General features: G+C 63.5%; 19 protein-coding genes. 5 read left to right on the top strand and 14 right to left on the bottom strand.

Translation table 11 applies throughout. The features are described 5' to 3' along the window. The first annotated feature begins 2 nt into the window (after window positions 1-2). Both NKI05_RS03070 and NKI05_RS03065 read left to right on the top strand, forming a co-directional pair. Window positions 3-911 carry an endonuclease/exonuclease/phosphatase family protein gene (locus NKI05_RS03070; protein ID WP_023814632.1) on the top strand — a complete coding sequence of 303 codons (909 nt, stop codon included), beginning with the start codon at window positions 3-5 and terminating at the stop codon, window positions 909-911. A 7-nt stretch (window positions 912-918) separates the two neighbouring features. Continuing rightward, window positions 919-1764, top strand: a complete 846-nt coding sequence (locus NKI05_RS03065) for an EamA family transporter (protein ID WP_023686436.1) — start codon at window positions 919-921, stop codon at window positions 1762-1764. A gap of 29 nt (window positions 1765-1793) precedes the next feature. On the opposite strand, the gene NKI05_RS03060 is transcribed toward NKI05_RS03065, so the two are convergent. The 14 genes from NKI05_RS03060 to NKI05_RS02995 all read right to left on the bottom strand — a co-directional run bounded on the left by NKI05_RS03060 (window position 1794) and on the right by NKI05_RS02995 (window position 17069). Beyond that, window positions 1794-2027, bottom strand: a complete 234-nt coding sequence (locus NKI05_RS03060; protein ID WP_023686435.1) for an MFS transporter — start codon at window positions 2025-2027, stop codon at window positions 1794-1796. Window positions 2028-2263: 236 nt separating this feature from the next. Further along, window positions 2264-2581 carry a Dabb family protein gene (locus NKI05_RS03055; RefSeq protein WP_023814631.1) on the bottom strand — a complete coding sequence of 106 codons (318 nt, stop codon included), beginning with the start codon at window positions 2579-2581 and terminating at the stop codon, window positions 2264-2266. Window positions 2582-2601: 20 nt separating this feature from the next. Beyond that, window positions 2602-4230: a GMC family oxidoreductase gene (locus NKI05_RS03050; RefSeq protein ID WP_023814630.1), complete on the bottom strand. Its 1629-nt coding sequence runs from the start codon at window positions 4228-4230 to the stop codon at window positions 2602-2604. Between the two features lie 12 nt (window positions 4231-4242). Continuing rightward, entirely contained in the window at window positions 4243-5004 is a 762-nt protein-coding gene (locus tag NKI05_RS03045) for a 3-ketoacyl-ACP reductase (protein ID WP_023814629.1), read from the bottom strand. Continuing rightward, a complete protein-coding gene (locus tag NKI05_RS03040; RefSeq protein ID WP_023814628.1) occupies window positions 5001-6503 on the bottom strand; it encodes a GMC oxidoreductase in 1503 nt (500 codons plus the stop codon). The genes NKI05_RS03045 and NKI05_RS03040 overlap by 4 nt, the downstream gene beginning before the upstream one ends. Window positions 6504-6508: 5 nt before the next feature. After that, on the bottom strand, window positions 6509-7624 hold the full coding sequence (locus tag NKI05_RS03035; RefSeq protein WP_023671180.1) for an ABC transporter ATP-binding protein: 1116 nt from the start codon (window positions 7622-7624) through the stop codon (window positions 6509-6511). A gap of 20 nt (window positions 7625-7644) precedes the next feature. After that, the gene (locus NKI05_RS03030) at window positions 7645-8604 is read right to left on the bottom strand and encodes a carbohydrate ABC transporter permease (RefSeq protein ID WP_023814627.1); all 960 of its coding nucleotides are present in this window, start codon (window positions 8602-8604) and stop codon (window positions 7645-7647) included. After that, complete coding sequence (locus tag NKI05_RS03025) at window positions 8601-9551, bottom strand: carbohydrate ABC transporter permease (RefSeq protein ID WP_023814626.1); 951 nt, start codon at window positions 9549-9551, stop codon at window positions 8601-8603. Before NKI05_RS03025 ends, NKI05_RS03030 begins: the two co-directional genes overlap by 4 nt. 251 nt (window positions 9552-9802) lie before the next feature. After that, on the bottom strand, window positions 9803-11056 hold the full coding sequence (locus NKI05_RS03020; RefSeq protein WP_027049809.1) for an ABC transporter substrate-binding protein: 1254 nt from the start codon (window positions 11054-11056) through the stop codon (window positions 9803-9805). Window positions 11057-11114: 58 nt separating this feature from the next. Further along, window positions 11115-12626, bottom strand: a complete 1512-nt coding sequence (locus NKI05_RS03015; RefSeq protein ID WP_023814625.1) for an aldehyde dehydrogenase family protein — start codon at window positions 12624-12626, stop codon at window positions 11115-11117. A 10-nt stretch (window positions 12627-12636) separates the two neighbouring features. Beyond that, window positions 12637-13413, bottom strand: coding sequence for an enoyl-CoA hydratase/isomerase family protein (locus NKI05_RS03010; RefSeq protein ID WP_023814624.1), 777 nt, complete (start codon window positions 13411-13413; stop codon window positions 12637-12639). After that, entirely contained in the window at window positions 13406-15007 is a 1602-nt protein-coding gene (locus NKI05_RS03005) for an acyl CoA:acetate/3-ketoacid CoA transferase (RefSeq protein WP_023814623.1), read from the bottom strand. The genes NKI05_RS03010 and NKI05_RS03005 overlap by 8 nt, the downstream gene beginning before the upstream one ends. Next, a complete protein-coding gene (locus NKI05_RS03000) occupies window positions 15004-16014 on the bottom strand; it encodes a Gfo/Idh/MocA family protein (protein ID WP_023686430.1) in 1011 nt (336 codons plus the stop codon). The genes NKI05_RS03005 and NKI05_RS03000 overlap by 4 nt, the downstream gene beginning before the upstream one ends. After that, the gene (locus NKI05_RS02995; protein ID WP_023686429.1) at window positions 16011-17069 is read right to left on the bottom strand and encodes a LacI family DNA-binding transcriptional regulator; all 1059 of its coding nucleotides are present in this window, start codon (window positions 17067-17069) and stop codon (window positions 16011-16013) included. The genes NKI05_RS03000 and NKI05_RS02995 overlap by 4 nt, the downstream gene beginning before the upstream one ends. 229 nt (window positions 17070-17298) lie before the next feature. On the opposite strand from NKI05_RS02995, the gene NKI05_RS02990 reads away from it, so the two are divergent. The 3 genes from NKI05_RS02990 (at window position 17299) to fcl (ending at window position 20606) form a co-directional block, all read left to right on the top strand. Continuing rightward, window positions 17299-18453, top strand: coding sequence for a dihydrodipicolinate synthase family protein (locus NKI05_RS02990; protein WP_023686428.1), 1155 nt, complete (start codon window positions 17299-17301; stop codon window positions 18451-18453). Between the two features lie 104 nt (window positions 18454-18557). Next, window positions 18558-19628, top strand: coding sequence for a GDP-mannose 4,6-dehydratase (gene gmd, locus NKI05_RS02985; protein WP_023686427.1), 1071 nt, complete (start codon window positions 18558-18560; stop codon window positions 19626-19628). 9 nt (window positions 19629-19637) lie between these two features. Next, the gene (fcl, locus tag NKI05_RS02980) at window positions 19638-20606 is read left to right on the top strand and encodes a GDP-L-fucose synthase (protein ID WP_023814622.1); all 969 of its coding nucleotides are present in this window, start codon (window positions 19638-19640) and stop codon (window positions 20604-20606) included. Window positions 20607-20612 lie beyond the last annotated feature (6 nt).

Here is a 20612-nt window from a genome sequence, read left to right as displayed (position 1 = left end):
CAATGAAGCTGGTCAGCTACAACATCCAGTACGGGTTCGGCGGTGATGGCCGTTACGATCTTTCGCGCTGCACCAAGCTGGTCGACGGCGCCGATATCATCGCGCTGCAGGAGGTCGAGCGGCATTGGCAGCGCACCAATGAGGACGACCAGCCGGAGGTCCTGTCCAAGCTGCTGCCTAGCTATTACTGGGTCTATGGCCCGGCCTTCGACATGGACGCCAGTGAGCGGCGCGACGGCCGGGTCGTCAACCGCCGCCGCCAGTTCGGCACCATGCTGCTGTCGAAGCTGCCGATCGCCTGGTCGCGGCTGTACGCGCTGCCCATGCGCCGCACGCTCAAGCCGCTCAACACCCGCAATGCGGCGCTCGAATGCATGATCCGCACACCCGCCGGACCGGTAAGGGTGCTGTCGCTGCACCTCGCCCATGTCGCGGCGGAGGAGCGGCTGGAGCAGATCGACTATCTCTTGGCCGAGCATCGCCGCGCGCCGTCCGAGGGCGGCCCGTGGAGCGGCGCGGACGATGAGCCTTCGCGCAACTGGACCAGCGGCGAGGCCGAGCCGGAGAACCCGACAGCTGCGATCTGGATGGGCGATTTCAACATGGAGCCGGGCAGCGCCGAATACAGCCGCATCGTCGGCAGCACGCCCTATCATCGCGGGGCAGCTTATCTCGACGGATTTGTTGATGCCGCTGCCGTCGCTAGCGAGCCGGCTGCCGATTTCCACACCCATGTGAAAACGATCGACGGGAAAGTGGCAAAACGCCGGCTCGACCATTGCTTCGTCGGCGGTATGTTCGCGGACCGTGTGCGCTCGGTCAGTGCCGATATAGGCGAGATCGCTTCAGACCATTTTCCGGTCCGGATCGATATCGATCTCGAAACGCCTTTGAGCTCGGGAGATCGGTGAGCCCTCGATGACGCTTTTCGTCTTTTTCGCGGTGCTTGCCGCCGCCGCCATGCACGCGATCTGGAACGCGCTGGTCAAGGTGCATCTCGATCGCTTCCTGTCGATCACGCTGATGACGCTGGGCATGGGTTTTGCCGCACTGTTCGTGCTGCCCTTCGTCGAGTTTCCAAAGGCCGCGGTATGGCCCTTTATCATCGCCTCGGTGCTCTTTCACATGGGCTACCGGACCTTCCTGATCGGCGCCTACAAGGCCGGCGATTTCGCCCAGACCTATCCGCTGGCGCGCGGCACGGCGCCGCTTTTGACCGCCCTCGGCGGCGTTGTCGTGGTGCAGGAGATGCCGGCGCCGTTCGCCATCCTCGGCATCCTGCTGCTGTCGGCCGGCACGCTGGTGATGTCGTTTCGCGGCGGCGCGCATCTGGAGCGGATCAATGTGCGGGCGGTCGGCTTTGCGCTCGGCACTTCGATCTTCATATCCAGCTATACGCTCTCCGACGGCAGCGGCGCGCGGCTGGCCGCAACGGCAACGAGCTATGCCGCATGGCTGTTCATCTGCGATGCCACGTGGGCGCTGGTGCTGTGCCTCATCTTTCGCGGGCCCAAGGCGCTGCCCGTGCTGGCGCGTGACTGGAAGGCAGGCCTGTTCACCGGCGTGCTCAGCGGCGCGGCCTACTGGATCGTCATGTGGGCGATGACCAAGGCGCCGATCGCCTCGGTGGCGTCGTTGCGCGAGACGTCGATCCTGTTTGCCATGATGATCTCGGTTTTCGCGCTCGGCGAGAAGATGACAGGCTGGCGCGGCGCCGCCGCGCTCGGCATCGTCGCCGGTGTCGTGGCCCTCAGGCTGGGCTGAGATTCTGATACTTCAGCCGAGCACCGTCATCACCTGTCCGCGCCGTTCCGGACTGAAGCGGATGACGAGGATGATGCAGACGGCGACCACGCCGGCAAACAGCGCCAGCGCGTAGCCACGAGATTGGGCGAGAAGGCAGCCAGCGCGCCGATCACCGAATAGCTGACGATGTTGAGCATCAGAATGGGCTTGCGCCCATATTTGTCGGCCAGCCTGCCGAAGAAGAAGGCGCCGATGAAGCGTGTCGCCAGCGTCAGGAACAACGCTTTGGAGACTGCCGGAACGTCAGTGTTGAATCAGGTTGCGATATCGGTGAGCAGGAACGTCAGAAGGAAGAAATCAAAAGCGTCGAGCGTCCAGCGGAGGAAGGAGGCAAGGACGGTTTTCTTCTGCTGCGCGGTGAGAGCCACGACGTTCCTCCTAAACGCCCCCGGGGAACGATATGTTCCTTGGGGCGCAAAAGAGAACAGGCGTCAGCCGGCTTTCGAAAGAAAAGCGGTCACTTTTTCGTAATGTCGAGATCGAACACCATCAGCCCGTCGGTGCCGCCTTCGAGCGCTGCGACCAATCGGGCGCCGGCGCGCTGATGCGCTTCATGCACGAGATAGGCGTCGCGGGCGGCGGCATCGCGGAAGTCGATGGTGAAGGCATGGCTGAAGCCGCGCGCGAACGGCTCCGGGCTGACATTGGTGCTGAAATGGACCGTGTCCATGCCGTCGACGACGGAGCGCAGTGCTTCGAGATCGGCGTGGATTGCCGTGCGCTCGGTGGCGGGCACATCGCCGCGGAAGCGTACGAAGACGCAGTGTCTGATCATTGGTTCGTTCTCCTAAGTGGCTATGCGGCCCGATTGCCGGAGAACACCGCCGGCGGAAGCGGCTCGCGGCCGAGGATGATGTCGGCGCCTTTTTCGCCGACCATGATGGTCGGCGCATTGGTGTTGGAGGAAGGCACGCGCGGCATCACCGAGGCATCGCAGACGCGCAGGCCCTCGATGCCGCGCAGGCGCAGGTCCGGTGTGACCACCGCCATATCGTCATGGCCCATGCGGCAGGTGCCCACGGGGTGATGGTCGGTCTTGGCGGTGCGGCAGGCATAGTCGATCAGCTCGTCGTCGCTGGCGAGCGATGGTCCGGGCAGCACCTCGCGCAACACGTAAGGTGCAAGCGCCTTCTGCCGCATGATCTCGCGCGCAAGCCTGAGGCCCTTGATCGACATGGCGCGGTCATAAGGGTCCGACCAATAGTTGGGATCGATCAGCGGGTGGTCGGCCGGGTCGGCGCTGCTCAGCCGCACCGTGCCGCGCGAGCGCGGGCGCAGGAAGGCCGAGTTCAAGGTCACGCCGGGGTTCTTCAACCTCTCGACGCCGGCCTCGATGCCGGAGCCCAGTCCCAGATGGAACTGGATGTCGGGCGAGGCGGCGGTCGGATCGGCGTACCAGAAGCCGCCGGTCTCGAACAGGCTGGAGGCGACCGGCCCTTTCTTCAGCAGTAGATACTGCAAGCCGGCCCACGCGGTGCGGTGCAGCTTGGCGTAGTTGTCATAGGTGTGGTCGCCGGTGCATTCGGCGATGACGAACAAATCGAGATGGTCCTGCATGTTGGAGCCGACACCGGGCAGATCATGCACCGGCGTCACGCCGACCGATTTCAGGTGATCAGCCGGGCCGATGCCCGACTGCATCAACAGCTTCGGCGAACCGATGGCGCCGGACGAGACGATCACTTCGCGCTCGGCGCGCATGATGGTCTTCTCGCCGCCGGGTTTGTCGACGATCTCGACGCCAATGGCGCGGCCTTTCTCGACGACGATGCGGGTGACCAGCACATCGGTTCGGACCGTCAGGTTCTTGCGGGCGCGGATGGGCTTCAAATAGGCGACCGAAGCGGATGAGCGCCGGGCGTCCTTCTGGGTCAGCTGGTAGTAGCCGACGCCTTCCTGGCTAGCGCCGTTGAAATCCGGGTTGAAGGGGATGCCCATCTCTTGGCCGGCGCGGAAATAGGCCTCGCAAATCGGCAGCGGCGAAATCGGGTTCGACACGCCGAGCGGCCCCTGGTCGCCGTGAAAATCGTTGGCGAAGCGCTGGTTGTTCTCGGCGCGCTTGAAATAGGGCAGCACGTCGCGATAGCCCCAGCCCGCGAGGCCCTCTTCCTTCTCCCATGCGTCGTAGTCGCGAGCGTTGCCGCGCGTGTATATCTGGGCATTGATGGACGAGCCGCCGCCGACCACCTTCGCCTGCGTATACCAGAAGACGCGGTCCTGCATGTGCCTCTGCGGCACAGTCGACCAGCCCCAGGAAGCGATTCCCTTGGTCATCTTGGCAAAGCCCGCCGGCATGTGGATGTAGGGGTGCCAGTCCTTGCCGCCGGCCTCGAGCAGCAGCACGGAATTCGCTGAATCCTCGCTCAGCCGGTTGGCCAGAACGCAGCCGGCCGGGCCGGCACCTACGATGATGTAGTCGGTCATAACTCTATCCACCTACAGTCGAGGCACGGAGAGCGCGCCGTCGACATTGATAATCGAGCCTGTGGAAAAGCCGAGCTTGCCGGCGGCAAGCGTCGCCACCACGGCGCCGATGTCCGATGCTTCGCCCCAGCGTTTTGCCGGCACCAGGCCGCTGTCGATAAGCGCGTCGTATTTGGCTGATACGCTCGCGGTCATGTCGGTGCGAATGATGCCCGGCCGCAGTTCGAACACGCCGATGTTTTCCGGCGCAAGCCGTAGCGCCAGGTTCTTCACCCACATCGAAAGGCCGGCTTTCGAGATGCAGTAGTCGGCGCGTTCCGGCGAGGCCATATCGGCGCTGACCGAGGTGATGGTGATGATCGAGCGCGGATGATTGCTGGGAGCCGCCAGCATCGCCTTGGCGACGGCCTGGCTAAGGAATACGGTGCCGCGCAGATTGATGCCGAGCGCACGGTCGAAGTTTTCGGGCGTCAGTTCCAGCAGGTCGCCGCGCACCATGGCGCCGACGCCGGCATTGTTGACAAGGCAGTCGATTCGGCCGAACTCATGCGTGGCGGCGTCGATAAGCGATGCGTGATCGGGAAGGCTGGCAATGTCGCATCGGTGGTAAGCGAACTTTGCGCGGCGCGCGATGATGTTTTCAACAAGCCGTTTGGCGGGGTCGTTGGCCAGGTCAGCGACGAGAATGTCGAAGCCTGCATCGGCCAGCGCCTCGGCGCAGGCCAGTCCAATGCCGCGCGCGCCGCCGGTGACGATGGCTGCGGGGCGGGTCATGCCGCGAGGTCCGTTCGGCGAATATGCTCGGCCACGCGCAACGCCTGGGCGGCAATCGACAGCGCCGGATTCACGGCTGCGGAGTTCGGCAGAAAACTGGCGTCGACGACGAACAGGTTCGGGTGGTCGAAGGCGCGGCAGAAGGGGTCGAGCGGCGACGTCGCCGGGTCATCGCCCATTTTCACCGTGCCGCACTGGTGCGAGGGCGTGCGCTTGTCGAAGGGACGCGACAGCACGATGGGATAACCGCAGGCGCGGAAGTTCTCACGCATCACCTTGGTCAGCCCGTCCAGCGACTGCATGTTGGAGCGCCGCCATTGCATGACGATGTCCTTGCCGTCGACCATGATGCGGCTTTCCGGATCGGGCAGATCCTCGCACATCAGATACCAGTCGACGGCGCGACCGGCCATGTAATCGAGCGCGAATTTCGGCACGCGTTTGACGTTGGCCTTCAACATGTTGCCGTCGATCTTGCCGAGCAGTTGGACGTTGCCGAGCGGCTTGCCGCCTTTGCCGTCGGAGAGATAGTAGTCATTCAGCATCAGCGTCTTCTGGTAGACGCTGTCGTTCCTGCGGCGCGGATCGATCGCCAGCATGGCGCTCGAATTATGGTTCATGAAATTGCGGCCGACCTGGTCGGAGCGGTTGGCGAAGCCTTTGCCATCTGGTGAAGGCGAGCGCAGCAGGATGACGGCGGAATTGACCGCGCCGGCGGACAGGATGACCAGCTTCGGCGCGACTTTCTTCAGCTCGCCATTCTGACGGTAGTGAACGGCAGCGATGCTTTTGCCGTCGGACGACGCTTCGAGATATTCGACATGGCAGCCGGTTTCGAGTCGGATATTGCTGTCCTTAAGTGCAGCCGTCAGCGGTCCGGTCTGCGCATCGACCTTGCCCTGGGCGGTGTTGGGGAATGCGTCCCAGCCGGTCTTGCCCTCCTTCAGCCAGGTGTCGATGTCGACGCCGAGCGGCAGCGAGGCGGGGTGCAGGCCCAGTCCCTTCAGCTCGGCGCGGGCGCGCGCAATCGGCGCTTCGTCGGGCACCGGCTTGAAGGCATAGGGGACCGAGTGGAACGGTTCGGTCGGGTCCTCGCCAAGTGAGCCGCGGACGCGAAACAGCTGCTCGGCTTTCGAATACCAAGGCTCGAATTCATCGTAGGAAAACGGCCATGCCGGCGAGACGCCACCGAAGTGCTCCACGGCGGCGAAATCCTCTTTGCGGTAGCGGATCAGCACCGCGCCGTAGAATTTCGAATTGCCGCCGACATAGTAGTAATTGCCGGGGTTGAAGGCGGCGCCGCCGGGCTCGCGCCACATCTCCTTCGGACGGTAGTGGCCGTCGACGAAGATGGAGCGCGTGTCGCGGGCATGCGGCGTTGCCGTCAAGGGCTCGCCGCGCTCCAGCATCAGGATCGAGGCGCCGCTGCCCGCCAGACCGGAGGCGATCGTAGCGCCGCCGATGCCGGAGCCGATGATGACGATATCGGGGCTGACCATCTCGATCAGCGGATGCGGTGTTCGGTCGCCGGATCGAAGAACACGGCCTTGGTCAGGTTGAAGGCGAGCGGCGTGCTGGTGCCCGGCTGGATGTTGGCGTCGGCCCGCAACCGCGCCACCACGCCCTTGCCGCCGAGATTGGTCACCGCGAAAGTATCGGACCCTGCCGGCTCGACCACTTCGATGTGCAGGTCGGCAGTGGCAATGTTGGAGGCGTTGCGTTCCGCACCTTCCGGATCGGTCAGCGCTTCCGGGCGCACGCCGAAGATGATCGGCTTGCCCTGGAATGCCGAAAGACCCGCCGGCGCGTTGGCCATCGGCAGCGTGATCGGCTCGCGCGCCTCGCGCTCCAACACGACGGACAGCGCATTTCCCGACGTGGCAATGGTCGCCGGGATCAGGTTCATCGCCGGGGAACCCATGAAGTCGGCGACGAACAAATTGGTCGGGTTGTTGTAGATCTCGGCCGGGGTGCCGAACTGCTGCACCTCGCCGTCGCGCATGACGGCGATCTTGGTAGCCAGCGTCATCGCCTCGATCTGGTCGTGGGTGACGTAGACGATGGTTGTGCCGGTGGTGGCATGCAGGCGCTTGATCTCGATGCGCATGTCAACGCGCAATTTGGCGTCGAGGTTGGACAAAGGCTCGTCGAACAGGAACAGCTTGGGGTCGCGCACCAGCGCCCGGCCCATGGCGACGCGCTGGCGCTGGCCGCCGGAAAGCTGGCTCGGCTTGCGCTGCAGGAGGTGGCCGATCTGCAGGACCTTGGCCACCTTGTCGATCGCCTTTTGGCGTTCGTCGGCCGGCACGCCGCGCATCTCCATGCCGAAGGAGATGTTTCCGGCCACCGTCATGTTCGGATAGAGCGCATAGCTCTGGAACACCATGGCGATGTCGCGCTTGGATGGGTGCAGATCGTTGATGGCGCGGCCGTCGACGCGGATTTCGCCCTCGGTGATCTGCTCCAGGCCGGCAATCGTGTTGAGCAAGGTGGACTTGCCGCAGCCGGACGGGCCGACCAGCACCAGGAAGCCGCCCTTTTCGAGCTCGACATCGATGCCCTTCAGGATCTCGACATTCCCGAAGCGCTTCTTCAGCCCATCAATTTCCAGAAAAGCCATGGTCGTTCCTTCCGAATTGATCAGCCCTTGACCGCGCCAGCCATCAGCCCGCGCACGAAATAGCGGCCGGCGACGACGTAGACGATCAGGGTGGGCAGAGCCGCGATCATCGCGGCCGCCATGTTGACGTTGTATTCGACGACGCCGGTCGAGGTGTTGACGACGTTGTTGAGCGCCACCGTCATCGGCATGGAGTCGCCTGTGCCGGCGTAAGCCGAAGCGAACAGGAAGTCGTTCCAGATGTTGGTGAACTGGTAGATGACGGTGACGACGAAGATCGGCATCGAGTTCGGCAGCATGATGCGGCGGAAGATCTGGAAGAAGGAGGCGCCGTCGACCTGTGCGGCCTTGATCAGTTCGTTCGGGAACGCCTCGTAATAGTTGCGGAAAAACAGCGTGGTGAAGCCGATGCCGTAGACGACATGGACGAAAACCAGGTTGACCGTCGGATTGCCGAGACCGAAGGTCGTACCCGTCGCATTCTGCAGCTTCACGCCGAAACGTCCCAGGCTGCCGAGGATGGTCGCCATCGGCAGCAGCACCGACTGGAACGGAATGAAGCAGGCAAACAGCATCAGCCCGAACACCAGCGTGGCGCCGCGAAAACGCCATTTGGTCAAGACGTAGCCGTTGAGCGCGCCGAGCATGGTCGAGATCAGTACGGCTGGAACCACCATCTTGATCGAGTTCCAGAAATAGCCCTTGATGCCGGCGCAGGTTAGGCCGACGCAGGTCTCGCCCCAGGCCTTCAGCCACGGGTCGAAGGTCGGCGCCTTGGGCAACGCCAGCATGTTGCCGTTCTGGATCTCGTCCATGGTCTTGAACGAGGTCACCAGCATGACGAACAGCGGCATCAGATAGAACAGCGCAAACAGCGCCAGAAGCCCGTAGATGACGATGCGGTTGAGGGTCTTGGTGCTGATGCCGCCGGAGGCCTGTCGGGAAGCAGCGGGACGGGCAGGGGTGGCGACAGCGCTCATCGCGGCTTCTCCCGCAGTTCCGAATAGAGATAAGGCACGATGATGGCGACGATGGTCATCAGCATGATCACGGCACTGGCCGAGCCGACGGCCATTTCGTTGCGCTTGAAGGTGTACTCATACATGAAGTTGGACGGCAGCCAGGCCGAGCCACCGGGGCCGCCGCTGGTCAGCGCCACCACCAGATCGTACGACTTGATGGCGAGGTGGGCGAGCACGATGAAGGCCGACAGGAAGATTGGCCGCAGCAGCGGAATGACGATGCGGCGATAGAGCTGGAAGGTGGTGGCGCCGTCGATCTGCGCCGCCTTCATGATCTCGCCGTCGATGCCGCGCAGGCCGGCCAGGAACATCGCCATGATGAAGCCGGAGGCCTGCCAGACGCCGGCAATGACCACCGTGTAGATGACGAAATCCTTGTTCTTGATCCAGTCGAAATGGAAGCTCGTCCAGCCCCACTGATGCAAGGTCTGCTCAAGACCGAGGCCGGGGTCGAGGAACCATTTCCAGGCGACGCCGGTGACGATGAAGGACAGCGCCATCGGGTAGAGATAGATCGGCCGCAACACGCCTTCGCCGCGAATCTTCTGGTCGAGCAGGATGGCCAGGAACAGGCCGAGCGCCAGGCAGATGGCGATGTAGAGAAGGCCGAAAATGCCCATATTGACGATCGACGTGTACCAGCTCGATGGCGGGTCGGAGTCGAACGTCCAGCCCCATAGCCGTAGGTAGGCGCGCGGTCCGGTGATGACATAGGACGGAAAAGTCTTGGAATTGGTGAAGGACAGATAGACCGTCCACAGGATGAAGCCATAGACGAAGACGATGGTGATGGCGAAGCTCGGCGCCAGCACGATCTTCGGCAGCGCGTCCTGCAGTCGCGCGCGCACGGAGGGGCGAGACCGCTCGGGCGTCAGCTTGATCTGGGTTGTCGCTACACTGCTCATAGGGCTCCTCCCGTTCGGGTCGTCCGTGCCTGCCGTCAGGCGGCAAGGCGGCCCCGTGCATACGGGTCTCTGGTCGGCATGGTGTTCAAGAGGGTTTCACCGTTTCACGGAAACGGCGAACCTCTCTACTCTTTCTTTTACGTAATTCCGGCCGGAAAACCGCTCACACTTTTCCTGGAATTGCGCCAGCCGGCCAATCCTGAGGCGAACCTTCCCCGCCGAAGCGGGGAAGGTGTCTTGCTGGCCAGGGCTTACTTGGCGTCGTCGATTGCCTTGACCAGTTCGGTCACGGCTTCGTCCGAGGTCTTGATCTGACCGTGGACGAACTTCGAAACGACGTCCTTGTAGGCATTGGCGACCGCCGGAGGCGCGCCATAGCCCTGGGCAAGCGAGCCGAACAGCGTGCCGCCTTCGTTGGCAGCCTTCAGGTCGGCGATGCCCTTCTTGCCGCACGCGTCGAAGTCGGTGTCGGGAACGTCGGTACGGGCGGGAACCGAACCCTTGACGACGTTGAAGGCCGACTGGAAGCTCTTCGACAGGGTGGCGGTGGCCAACGCGACCTGGGCGGCCTTGCGGTCGTCCGGAACGTTGAACATGCCGAACATGTCGGAGTTGTAGACCACCGAGCCTTCCGTGCCCGGGAAGCGATAGCACAGGAAGTCGGTGCCCGGCGTTTTCTTGGCGGCGTTGAACTCGCCCTTGGCCCAGTCACCCATCACCTGCACCAGGGCATCGCCCTTGATGACCATGGCGGTGGCAAGGTTCCAGTCGCGGCCCGAGAAGTTCGGGTCGACATAGGTGACGAGCTTGGCGAGGTTATCGAACGACTTCTTCATCGTGTCCGACTTGAGGGACTCGTCGTCGAGGTCGTTGAAGGCCTTCTTGTAGAACTCAGGTCCGCCGGTCGACAGCACAACCGAGTCGAACATGGTGGCTTCCTGCCAGTTCTGGCCGCCAAGGGCGAGCGGGATGACGCCAGCCGCCTTGGCTTTGTCGAGCAGGGCGACGAAGTCGTCGAAGGTCTTTGGCTCGGTGCCGCCGATCTTGTCCATCACCGCCTTGTTGATCCACAGCCAGTTGACGGAGTGGACGTTGACTGGAGCAGCGACCCACTTGCCGTCATAGACGGAGAACTTCTGCAGGGCTGCCGGAACCGACTTGTCCCAGCCTTCCTTCTTCGCCGTCTCGGTCAGGTCGCCCATCACGCCGGCCGCCGCATAGTCGAGCACGGTGTAGCCGAGCATCTGCGACGCGGTCGGGTAATTGCCGGCCGCGACCATCGCCTTCAGCGCAGTCATGGCGGCGTCGCCGCCACCACCGGCCACCGGCACGTCCTTCCAGGCATAGCCTTCCTTGGCAAGGTCGCCCTTGAGGACATTGAGAGCAGCCGCTTCGCCGCCCGACGTCCACCAATGCAGCATCTGCACTTCCTTGACGTCCTCGGCATGGGCCGAGAAAGCAAAGGCCGTCGCCAGAGCCGTTCCGATAAGCAGTTTGCGCAACATGTTCTACCTCCCTTGTTGCATTACACGACCGGTGGAAGCCCACCGGGTTCTTCCAAACTCAGCCGACCCACCAACCGGTGCGCTGGCCGCGATGAAACTGGATTGTCTTTTCCTCGGTATAATCCTCGACAGCGCGTTTGCCGAGTTCGCGTCCGATGCCGGACTGCTTGTAGCCCCCGAATGGCAACTCGGGAAAGCCTTCCATGAATGTGTTCACCCAAACGGTCCCCGAACGCACACCACGCGCCACCGACATACAAGTGTCGATGCTGGCGCTCCACACCCCTGCAGACAGACCATAGGGCGTGTTGTTGGCGATGTGCAACGCCTTTTCAATCGATCCAAAAGTTAGCACGGAGAGCACCGGGCCGAACACTTCCTCGCGCGCAATAGCCATGTCTTCGGTAACGCCGCGGATGATGGTCGGATCGAGGTAGTGGCCGGCATTGGACGCCAATTGGCCGCCACCGCTATAGACATTGCTGCCGTCTTTTGCTGCTGCCGCAACGTAATCCGCGACCTTGGTCAGATGGTCGGCGGAAATCATCGCGCCAACCTTGGTTCGGTCGTCGAGTGGGTCGCCGACCGTTACCTTGGCGGTCAGGGCCTTGACAGTGGCGAGGAAATCGTCGGCGATGGCTTCATGCACGATCAGCCGACTGCCGGCATTGCAGCATTCGCCAGCGTTGAAGAAGCCGCCGAACACTGCTGCGTCAGCGGCCGCCTCGAGATCGGCATCGGGGAAGACGATCTGGCCGTTCTTGCCGCCGAGCTCCATCGAGACTTTCTTCAGCGACTGCGCGGCGGAAGCCATGGTCATCTTGCCGACGCGGGTAGAGCCGGTGAACGACACCATCTCGACCAGCGGATGGCTGACCATCGGCCCCCCGACATCGGCGCCGAGGCCGGCCAGGATGTTGACGACGCCCGCGGGCAGGCCGGCCTGCATCAGGATGTCGCCGAGCACGAAGGTCGAGGCCGAGGTCATTTCGCTCGGCTTGACCACCGCGGTGCAGCCGGCGGCGAGCGCGAAGGGCAGTTTCTGGCTGACGATCAGGAACGGGAAATTCCACGGGGTGATGATCGAGACGACGCCGATCGGCTCGCGCAGGACGACGCCCAGCATGGCGTCGCCGAGATTGGCGTAGCTCTCGCCGTGCAGCGTGCGGGCGAGCGAGGCGGCATAACGCCAGATGTCGACGGCGCCGCCGATCTCGCCACGCGCCTGGGCGATCGGCTTGCCGGACTCCAGCGCATCGAGGCGGGCGATGTCTTCGAGCTGGGCCTCGATCAGGTCGGCCGTCTTGAGCAGGATGGCTGCGCGCTCGGCCGCCTTCGTGCGCGGCCACGGGCCGGTCTCGAATGCCTTGTGCGCGGCCTGCATGGCCGCCTCCACCTCGGCCTCGCTGGCCTGCGCATAGCGCGAAACGGTGAAGCCATGGCCGGGGCTGTTGCGCGCAATCGTGCGGCCGTCACGGGCATCGACATGCTTGCCGTCGATCAGGAGCTTGTAAGCCTTCGGCGCCTTGGACGCCTCGGCCGGCATGGAAATGTTGAGCGGTGCGTTCATCATGCTTTCTCTAGGATCTTGAAAAGGCCAGCTTCTGCTTGGCCTTGAAGGCGCTCACGCCGGCTTTGAGGTCGCCGGTCAGCGCAACGAAGCCGCTGGCGAGCGCCTCGGTGGCGGCCGCACTTTCCTCGCCTTCGGCGACTGCGATCATCAGCTTGGCGGCTTCGGTTGCGAGCGGCCCGCGCCCGGCGATTTTTTCGGCCCAAGTCCTGGCCTCTGCCAGCGCCTGGCCGGTCTCGACCACGCGGTCAACGACGCCGAGGGCAAGCGCGTCGGAGGCGGCAAAGAGCTCGCCGCCGAGTGCCATGCGGCGCACGATCTGGGCCCCAAAGCGGCGCACGGCGCGCTGCGTGCCGGACCAACCGGGGACGACGCCGATCGATGTCTCGGGAAAGCCGAGCTTCACCTGCGTTTCGGCGACCCGGAAGTCGCAGGCGACTGCCAGCTCCAGCCCGCCACCCAACGCATGGCCGGAAAGCACGGCGATGGTCGGCTGCCGCAGCCGCGCCAGTCGGTCGAAGACGCGGTGCCCGTAACGCACCCATTGCACCTGAAAGTCGGCAGCGCTCATCTCGCCCCAGGCCTCGACGTCGCCGCCGGCGCAAAAGCCTTTGCCTTCGCCGCAGATCAGCACGACGCGCACGCCTTCAGCCATTTCGGCTTCGTCGAGCGCTGTGTCGAGCGCGCGCAGCATCGGAATGTCCAGCGCGTTGAACTTCTCCGGCCGGCGCAGCGTGACGATGCCGATGGCGCCGTCCTGCTCGAAGGTGACGAGGCGCTCAGCCATGCGCGCATCCGAGAGAAGCGCCACCATTCAGCGACAGGCCGATCGGCCGATCCTGGTACAGCGCCGCCGGTGTCACCTTGAGGTCGTTGGCGACGCCGAGCGGTGTTTCGGACTGCGCCAGCACATCGCGTTCGAGGTCGATGCCAGGCGCCAGTTCCGTCACCATCAGACCGTCCGGCGTCAGCTTCATCACGCAGCGCTCGGTGACGTAGGTGATGTCCTGCCCTTGTGCGACGGCGCGCTTGCCGGAGAAGGAGATGTGCTCGACCTCGTTGACCACCTTCTTCACCTTGCCTTCCGCATCGATGCGGATGCCGCCATCGGCGAGCGACAGTTTTGCGCCGGCATTGAAGAAGCCGGAGAAGACGATCTTTTTCGCCCGTGCCGTGATGTCGACAAAGCCGCCGGCCCCGGCGGTGACATGTGGCCGGGCCGAGAGTTTCGACACGTTGACGGAGCCATGGCGGTCGATCTGCAAGAAGGAGAGCAGCGAGGCATCGAAGCCGCCGGCCTGGAAATAGATGAACTGGTGCGGCGAGGGCATGATCGCCTCGGCATTGGAAGCGCAGCCGAACTTGAAGTCGAGCAGCGGCACGCCGCCGACGGCGCCCTGCTCGATCACCCAGGTGACTTTGCCGTGCTGGCCTTCCTCGAGAAGGATACGCGGCACGTTTGCCGAGATGCCGAAGCCGATATTGACCGCCATGCCGTCGCGCAATTCCATGGCGACGCGGCGCGCGATTACTTTCTGGACGTTCATCTCAGCGTTGCGGAAGCTGGACAACGGCCGGAAGATCTCGCCCGAAATCGCCGGGTCGTAAGGCGTCAACGTCGTCTGCAACTGGTCCGGCGCCACCACGATGTGGTCGACCAGGACGCCGGGCACGCGCACGTCATGCGGCTTCAGCGTGCCGTTCTCGACGACGCGCTTGACCTGCGCAATGACGATGCCGCCATTGTTGCGGGCGGCGAGCGCCTGTTCGAGGCCGCCCAAATAGGCGCCTTCATGCTCGTAAGTGAGGTTGCCGCGCTCGTCGGCGGTGGTGGCGCGGATGATCGAAACGTTGGGCACGATCGAGCGGAAATAGAGCCATTCCTCGCCGTCGAACTGCTGCACCGAGACGATCGGCTCGCTTGCCGCCGCGTTCATGGCGCAGCCCTGGTGGCGCGGGTCGGCAAAAGTGTCGAGGCCGACCTTGGTCAGCACGCCCGGCCGCTTGGCGGCGGCCTCGCGGTGCATGTCGAAAAGGATGCCGGAGGGCACGTTGTAGGCGGCGACCGAATTGTCGCCGATCATCTTCCATATCTGCGGCGGCTCGGACGAGGAGGGGCCTGAGGGATAGGAGCCGCAGAGCGTGCGCTTCAACAAGCCGGGCTTGGCCAGATGGTCGATGCCCTTGATGCCATACATGTCGCCGGCGGCGATCGGATGCAGCGTGGTGATGTCTTTCGGATGGCCTTCGGCGTCGAAGCGCTCGCCGATGGCAGCCAGGACGGCGTCAGGGCAGCCAAGGCCGCTCGACGACGAGACGGAGACGGTCATGCCGTCCTTGATGAGGCTTGCTGCTTCAGCGGCGGAGACGAGCTTGCTCACACAACACCTTTCGGATCGATAGTGACGGCCTTGCCGGACTTTGCCGACTGCAACGCTGCTTCGGCTGAGGCCAGCGACCAGACGCCGTCCTCGCCGGTGGCGGAGGGCTGGCCTTCTCCACGCATGGCGGCATGGAACTGGCGCAGCGACCTGGCGTAGAGGTCTTCTCGGTCGAAGCTCAGTTCCTCCTCGCCTTTGGCGGTGCGTAGCAGCACCGAGCCGACTGGCTTCTGCGTCATCACATTTTTTGCGATCAGCGAACCTTCGGAACCATGCACCTCAAAGCCGGTATCGGCGAACTTGGTTGTGAAGCCTTCATGCGACTGGGCGATGATGCCCGACCCGAAGCGCCAGATGCACATGGCGCCGTCTTCCAGCCCGCTGCTGGCCATGCCGGCCAACTGGGTGAAGGCCGAAATCTCGACCGGGTCGTCGCCGAGCACGAAGCGCAGCGTGTCGGCATCATGCACGGTGATGTCGAGCACCACGCCGCCGCCGGCCTCAGGCTTGGTAATGCGCCAGCCCTGCAGGTTTTCCGGCAAATAGACGGAATGGAAGACGCGCGCGGCAATCGGCTTGCCGATATGGCCGGCTGATATGGCGTCGCGCATGGCGCGGTGGGCGCCGGCATTGCGCAGATGATGATTGGTGCCAAGCACGACACCGGCTTCCTTGGCGGCGGCGACCATTGTGCGCGCGTCGGCGCTGTTCAGCGCCAGCGGCTTTTCGCACAGAACATGCTTTCCCGCCTTGATCGCAGCCAATGCCTGTTCGAGATGCAGTTCATTGGTGGTCGAGATGTAGACGGCGTCGATTTCGGCGCCGAGCAGGTCGTCCAGCCTCGAGACGGCAAGCGGAATATTCTGTTCCGCGGCATAAGTCTTGGCGCGCTGCGGACTGGAGCTCATCACCGCCGCGATCTCGCCACCCTCTTGCGCGCGGATGGCGTTGATCATGAACTGTTTGGCGATCGTGCTGGCGCCGATCAGTCCCCATTTGACGCTCATGCCGCGTCTCCCATTCCTGCTGATGTGTCCTGGGCGCCGCGATCGGGACCGCAGCTGTCCCTGACGACCAGATTGACGGCGCCGATATGGTCCTCGGCATGCGTGATGCGCGACTGGATCATCTTCAGCATGACGTGAGCGGCGCGTTCACCGAGGCCGGGTGTGTCCACCGAGACGCTGGTCAGCGCCGGCATATAATGCTCGGCTTCGACCACGTCGTCGAAGCCGACGACAGCAAAGTCCGCGCCGGGCTCCAGCCCGCGCTTGCGCAGCGCCAGCATGACGCCGAAGGCGACGGCATCGTTGAAGCACAGTGCCGCCGTCGGCGGCTCGGCCATGGCAAGGGCGGTTTCCAGGCACGCGATGCCGCCCCTGCGGCTGGTCTCGCCTTCGACGACAAGCACGTCGCGCCTGGCAATGCCCAATGTTTGGCAAGCTTCACGAAAACCGCCCAGGCGCTCCTGATAGACGACCAGGTCGGAGGTGCCGCCGAAGAAGGCCAGCCGGCGATGGCCCTTGCCGATCAGATGGGCGGCGGCGAGATACGCGCCGCGATGGTTGTCAGGAGCGATCACCGGGATGCGGCTGTCCGGCAGGCGGCGCATGGCGAAGACGACCGGCACGCCCGCCATCTCGAGGCGACGGAAGGCGCCCGGCGTGGTGCCGCGTGCCGGTGACACGATCAGGCCTGCGACGCCCTGTTCCATCAGCGATTTCAGCACTTCTTCCTGGCGCACCGGGTTCTCCGCCGTGTTGGCGATGAAGGGCACGATGCCGGCCGACTGGAAGACGCGCTCCATGCCGACCGCCAGCTCGGCGAAAAAGGGGTTGGTGAGATCGTTGATGACCATGCCGATGACGTTGGAATGGGCTTTGCGCAGATTGGCGGCGCCGCGGTTGTAGACATAGCCGACATCCTCGATCGCCTTGCGAACCTTGACCGCGGTTTCAGGCCGGATCAGCCCTGAGCCTTGCAGCACAAGCGACACCGTCGATTTGGACACACCAGCCTCGCGGGCGATGTCCAGGATCGTTGCCTTGGCCCGGCTGGCCATGTCGGTGGTTTCCTCCGCTTAAATGGGCAAATCTATTGGAACGTTCTAATCACTCTGCCAACCGAGAGTCAATCGGGATTCTTGCGGAGATCGAAAAGGTGATGAATGTGGTTCCTAGCAAGGACTCTTAGCCTTCTTCGGCATTTGGACCGGTTCAATCGCCGCAATCATAAAGGTTCTTGATTTATTGGAACGTTCCATTTATAGGATGCCGAAAACGGAGGTTGCCATGGATATCACCCTGCCTACGCAGAATGGCGGCCGCGTCAGCTACAAGCTGGCGGGCAGTCCGGTCGAGCCCGTAATCGGTGCGGTTTTCCCGCGTATCGCCTATGCCGCGGCCCATGTCGTCGCCGATCCTTTCGCGATGACCGACCCCTGGTCGAAGCCTGCGGTCGATTGGGACAAGACGATGGCGTTTCGGCATCATTTGTGGCGGCTTGGCTTCCGCATCGCCGAGGCGATGGACACCTCCCAGCGCGGCATGGGTTTCGACTGGGCGAATGCGCAGGAATTGATCCGCCGCTCGATCGCCGAGGCGCGCAGCGTCGAAGGCGCAGACCTCGCCTCGGGCGCGGGCACCGATCATCTGGCGCCGGCCGCTGCCAGAACGCTCGACGATGTGATCGCCGCCTATGAGGAGCAGTTCACCTTCATCGAAGGCGAGGGCGGCAAGGCGATCATGATGGCCAGCCGGTCGCTGGCGACGGTCGCAAAAGATCCGGACGACTATATCAGGGTCTACGATCGCATCCTCAGCCAGGCATCCGGCAAGGTCATCCTGCACTGGCTGGGCGACATGTTCGATCCGGCGTTGCAGGGATATTGGGGCAGTGGGAATTTCGAGGCTGCGCTCGACACCGTCGTCGCCATCATCGAGCGCCATGCTAATAAGGTCGAGGGGATAAAGATATCGCTGCTCGATGCCGGCAAGGAAGTTGCCTTGCGCAACCGGCTGCCGGAAGGCGTCGTCATGTTCACTGGCGACGATTTCAACTATCCCGAACTGATTGCCGGCGACGGGAAGCGGCACTCGCACGCTTTGCTCGGCATATTCGATGCCATCGCGCCGGTCGCCAGTGCGGCGCTGGCGAAACTGGCTGAGGGCGACCGCGCCGGCTATGACGCGCTGATGGCGCCGACAGTGCCGTTGTCGCGCAAGATCTTCGAGGCGCCGACGGAGTATTACAAGGCCGGCATCGTCTTCATGGCCTGGCTCAACGGCCATCAGGACCATTTCGCCATGGTCGGCGGCATGCAGTCGGCGCGCGGCATCCTGCACTATGCCGACATCTTCCGCCTTGCCGACCAGGCAGGGTTGCTCGCCGATCCCGAGCTTGCGCTGGCCAGGATGAAGCATTTCTGCGCGGTTGCAGGTGCCTGAGAACGACACAATCGCTGGCTGAAACCTGTCTCCCGTATGGGGGATTTGCGTTCTCGCGCCAAATCTGTATTCGGTTGCCGGGATTGGATGCGGACGGAGCGGCAATGACGGAAAAAGTGGCGCTCATCACCGGGGTTACCGGGCAGGACGGGGCCTATCTCGCAGAATTGCTTCTGCAGAAGGGCTATATTGTCCATGGCGTCAAACGCCGCTCGTCCTCGTTCAACACCGAGCGCGTTGACGACATCTATGTCGATCCGCACGAGCGCGGTGCGCGTTTCTTCCTGCATTATGGCGACCTGACCGACGCGACCAACCTTATTCGCCTGGTGCAGGAGACACAGCCCGGCGAGATCTACAATCTCGGCGCCCAGAGTCATGTCCAGGTGAGTTTCGAGACGCCGGAATACACCGGCAATGCCGATGCGCTGGGAACACTCAGGCTGCTCGAGGCGATCCGCATCCTGCGCCTGGAGAAGTCGGTGCGCTTCTATCAGGCATCGACGTCGGAGCTTTACGGCAAGGCGCGCGAGGTCCCGCAAAGCGAGGCGACGCCCTTCCATCCGCGCTCGCCCTATGCCGCGGCCAAGCTTTACGCCTACTGGATCACGGTCAACTACCGCGAGGCTTACGGCATGTTCGCCGCCAACGGAATCCTGTTCAACCACGAAAGCCCGACACGCGGCGAAACCTTCGTCACCCGCAAGATCACGCGGGCCGTCGCCTCGATCCATCACGGCCTTCAGGCCACGCTCTATCTCGGCAATCTCGACGCCAAGCGTGACTGGGGCCATGCGCGCGACTATGTGGAGGGCATGTGGCGCATTCTGCAGCACAGTGAAGCCGACGATTTCGTGCTGGCGACCGGTGAGGCGCATTCGGTGCGCGAATTCGTCGAACTGGCTTTTGCCGAGACCGGACGCACCATCCGCTGGCAAGGCGAGGGTGTCGATGAAGTCGGTGTCGATGCCGGTTCGGGCACTGTCCTGGTGCGCATCGATCCGCGCTATTTCCGGCCGACCGAGGTCGACCTGCTGCTCGGCGACCCCGCCAAGGCCAAAGCCAGGCTGGGGTGGTCGCACACGACCGGCTTCAGGGATCTGGTGGCGGAAATGGTGCAGGCCGATCTGGCGCGCACCGCCGGCGGCACGCGGCAGAACAGCCGTTCTGCGTGAGGCAGGTTCATGGACGCGACATTTGATCTGAAAGGCAAGCGTGTCTTCGTCGCCGGGCATCGCGGCATGGTCGGTTCGGCCGTCGTGCGCCGGCTGGCGAGCGAGGACTGCGAGATACTCACCGTATCGCGCGACGGGCTCGACCTGCTTGACCAGGCAGGGGTGCGGCGCTGGATGGCCGAGCACAGGCCGGATGCGGTGGTGATGGCGGCCGCCAAAGTCGGCGGTATCCTGGCCAATGACCGGTTCCCTGTCGATTTCCTGCAGCAAAACCTGGTTATGCAGGGCAATGTCATTGACGGCGCCTTTCGCAGCGAGGTCGGCAAGCTTTTGTTTCTCGGCTCGTCCTGCATCTATCCAAAGCTCGCGCCGCAGCCGATCAGGGAAGACGCCCTGCTGACCGGTCCGCTCGAACCCACCAATGAATGGTATGCGATCGCCAAGATCGCCGGGCTCAAACTGTGCCAGGCCTATCGGCGCCAGCATGGCGTCGACTACATCTCGGCGATGCCGGCCAACCTTTACGGTCCTGGCGACAATTTCGATCTCCAGTCCAGCCATGTCGTGCCGGCCCTGATGCGAAAGGCGCATGCGCTGGCGCTGAGCGGCGGCAACAGCCTCGAGGTCTGGGGCTCGGGCACGTCACGGCGTGAATTCCTGCATGTCGACGACGCCGCCGATGCCTTGGTCTGGCTGTTGAAGAATTATGCCGGCGACAGCCACGTCAATGTCGGTTCGGGCGAGGATGTCACCATTGCCGAGCTTGCCCAGACCGTCGCATCGGTCGCCGGCGTCGAGGCTGATATCGCCTTCGATACGACCAAGCCAGATGGCACGCCGCGCAAGTTGATGGATGTTTCGCGGCTGTTTGCGACTGGATGGCGCCCGCGCTACGCGCTTCGCGGCGGATTGGAACAGACATATGCGTGGTTTCTCAACCATATTGGGAAGGGTGGTGTCCGCCTCGGCGCGGCCTGATTCCAA

This window comes from Mesorhizobium sp. M0771 (assembly GCF_040320155.1).
GTDB lineage: Bacteria > Pseudomonadota > Alphaproteobacteria > Rhizobiales > Rhizobiaceae > Mesorhizobium.
This window is presented reverse-complemented; position numbering and strand designations above follow the sequence as displayed.

Excerpts from the sequence above, each read along its gene's own strand:
- NKI05_RS03070 (WP_023814632.1), top strand. The coding sequence starts at position 3 with ATGAAGCTGGTCAGCTACAACATCCAGTACGGGTTCGGCGGTGATGGC.
- NKI05_RS03065 (WP_023686436.1), top strand. The coding sequence starts at position 919 with ATGACGCTTTTCGTCTTTTTCGCGGTGCTTGCCGCCGCCGCCATGCAC.
- NKI05_RS03055 (WP_023814631.1), bottom strand. The coding sequence starts at position 2,581 with ATGATCAGACACTGCGTCTTCGTACGCTTCCGCGGCGATGTGCCCGCC.
- NKI05_RS03050 (WP_023814630.1), bottom strand. The coding sequence starts at position 4,230 with ATGACCGACTACATCATCGTAGGTGCCGGCCCGGCCGGCTGCGTTCTG.
- NKI05_RS03045 (WP_023814629.1), bottom strand. The coding sequence starts at position 5,004 with ATGACCCGCCCCGCAGCCATCGTCACCGGCGGCGCGCGCGGCATTGGA.
- NKI05_RS03040 (WP_023814628.1), bottom strand. The coding sequence starts at position 6,503 with ATGGTCAGCCCCGATATCGTCATCATCGGCTCCGGCATCGGCGGCGCT.
- NKI05_RS03035 (WP_023671180.1), bottom strand. The coding sequence starts at position 7,624 with ATGGCTTTTCTGGAAATTGATGGGCTGAAGAAGCGCTTCGGGAATGTC.
- NKI05_RS03030 (WP_023814627.1), bottom strand. The coding sequence starts at position 8,604 with ATGAGCGCTGTCGCCACCCCTGCCCGTCCCGCTGCTTCCCGACAGGCC.
- NKI05_RS03025 (WP_023814626.1), bottom strand. The coding sequence starts at position 9,551 with ATGAGCAGTGTAGCGACAACCCAGATCAAGCTGACGCCCGAGCGGTCT.
- NKI05_RS03020 (WP_027049809.1), bottom strand. The coding sequence starts at position 11,056 with ATGTTGCGCAAACTGCTTATCGGAACGGCTCTGGCGACGGCCTTTGCT.
- NKI05_RS03015 (WP_023814625.1), bottom strand. The coding sequence starts at position 12,626 with ATGAACGCACCGCTCAACATTTCCATGCCGGCCGAGGCGTCCAAGGCG.
- NKI05_RS03010 (WP_023814624.1), bottom strand. The coding sequence starts at position 13,413 with ATGGCTGAGCGCCTCGTCACCTTCGAGCAGGACGGCGCCATCGGCATC.
- NKI05_RS03000 (WP_023686430.1), bottom strand. The coding sequence starts at position 16,014 with ATGAGCGTCAAATGGGGACTGATCGGCGCCAGCACGATCGCCAAACAG.
- NKI05_RS02995 (WP_023686429.1), bottom strand. The coding sequence starts at position 17,069 with ATGGCCAGCCGGGCCAAGGCAACGATCCTGGACATCGCCCGCGAGGCT.
- NKI05_RS02990 (WP_023686428.1), top strand. The coding sequence starts at position 17,299 with ATGGATATCACCCTGCCTACGCAGAATGGCGGCCGCGTCAGCTACAAG.
- gmd (WP_023686427.1), top strand. The coding sequence starts at position 18,558 with ATGACGGAAAAAGTGGCGCTCATCACCGGGGTTACCGGGCAGGACGGG.
- fcl (WP_023814622.1), top strand. The coding sequence starts at position 19,638 with ATGGACGCGACATTTGATCTGAAAGGCAAGCGTGTCTTCGTCGCCGGG.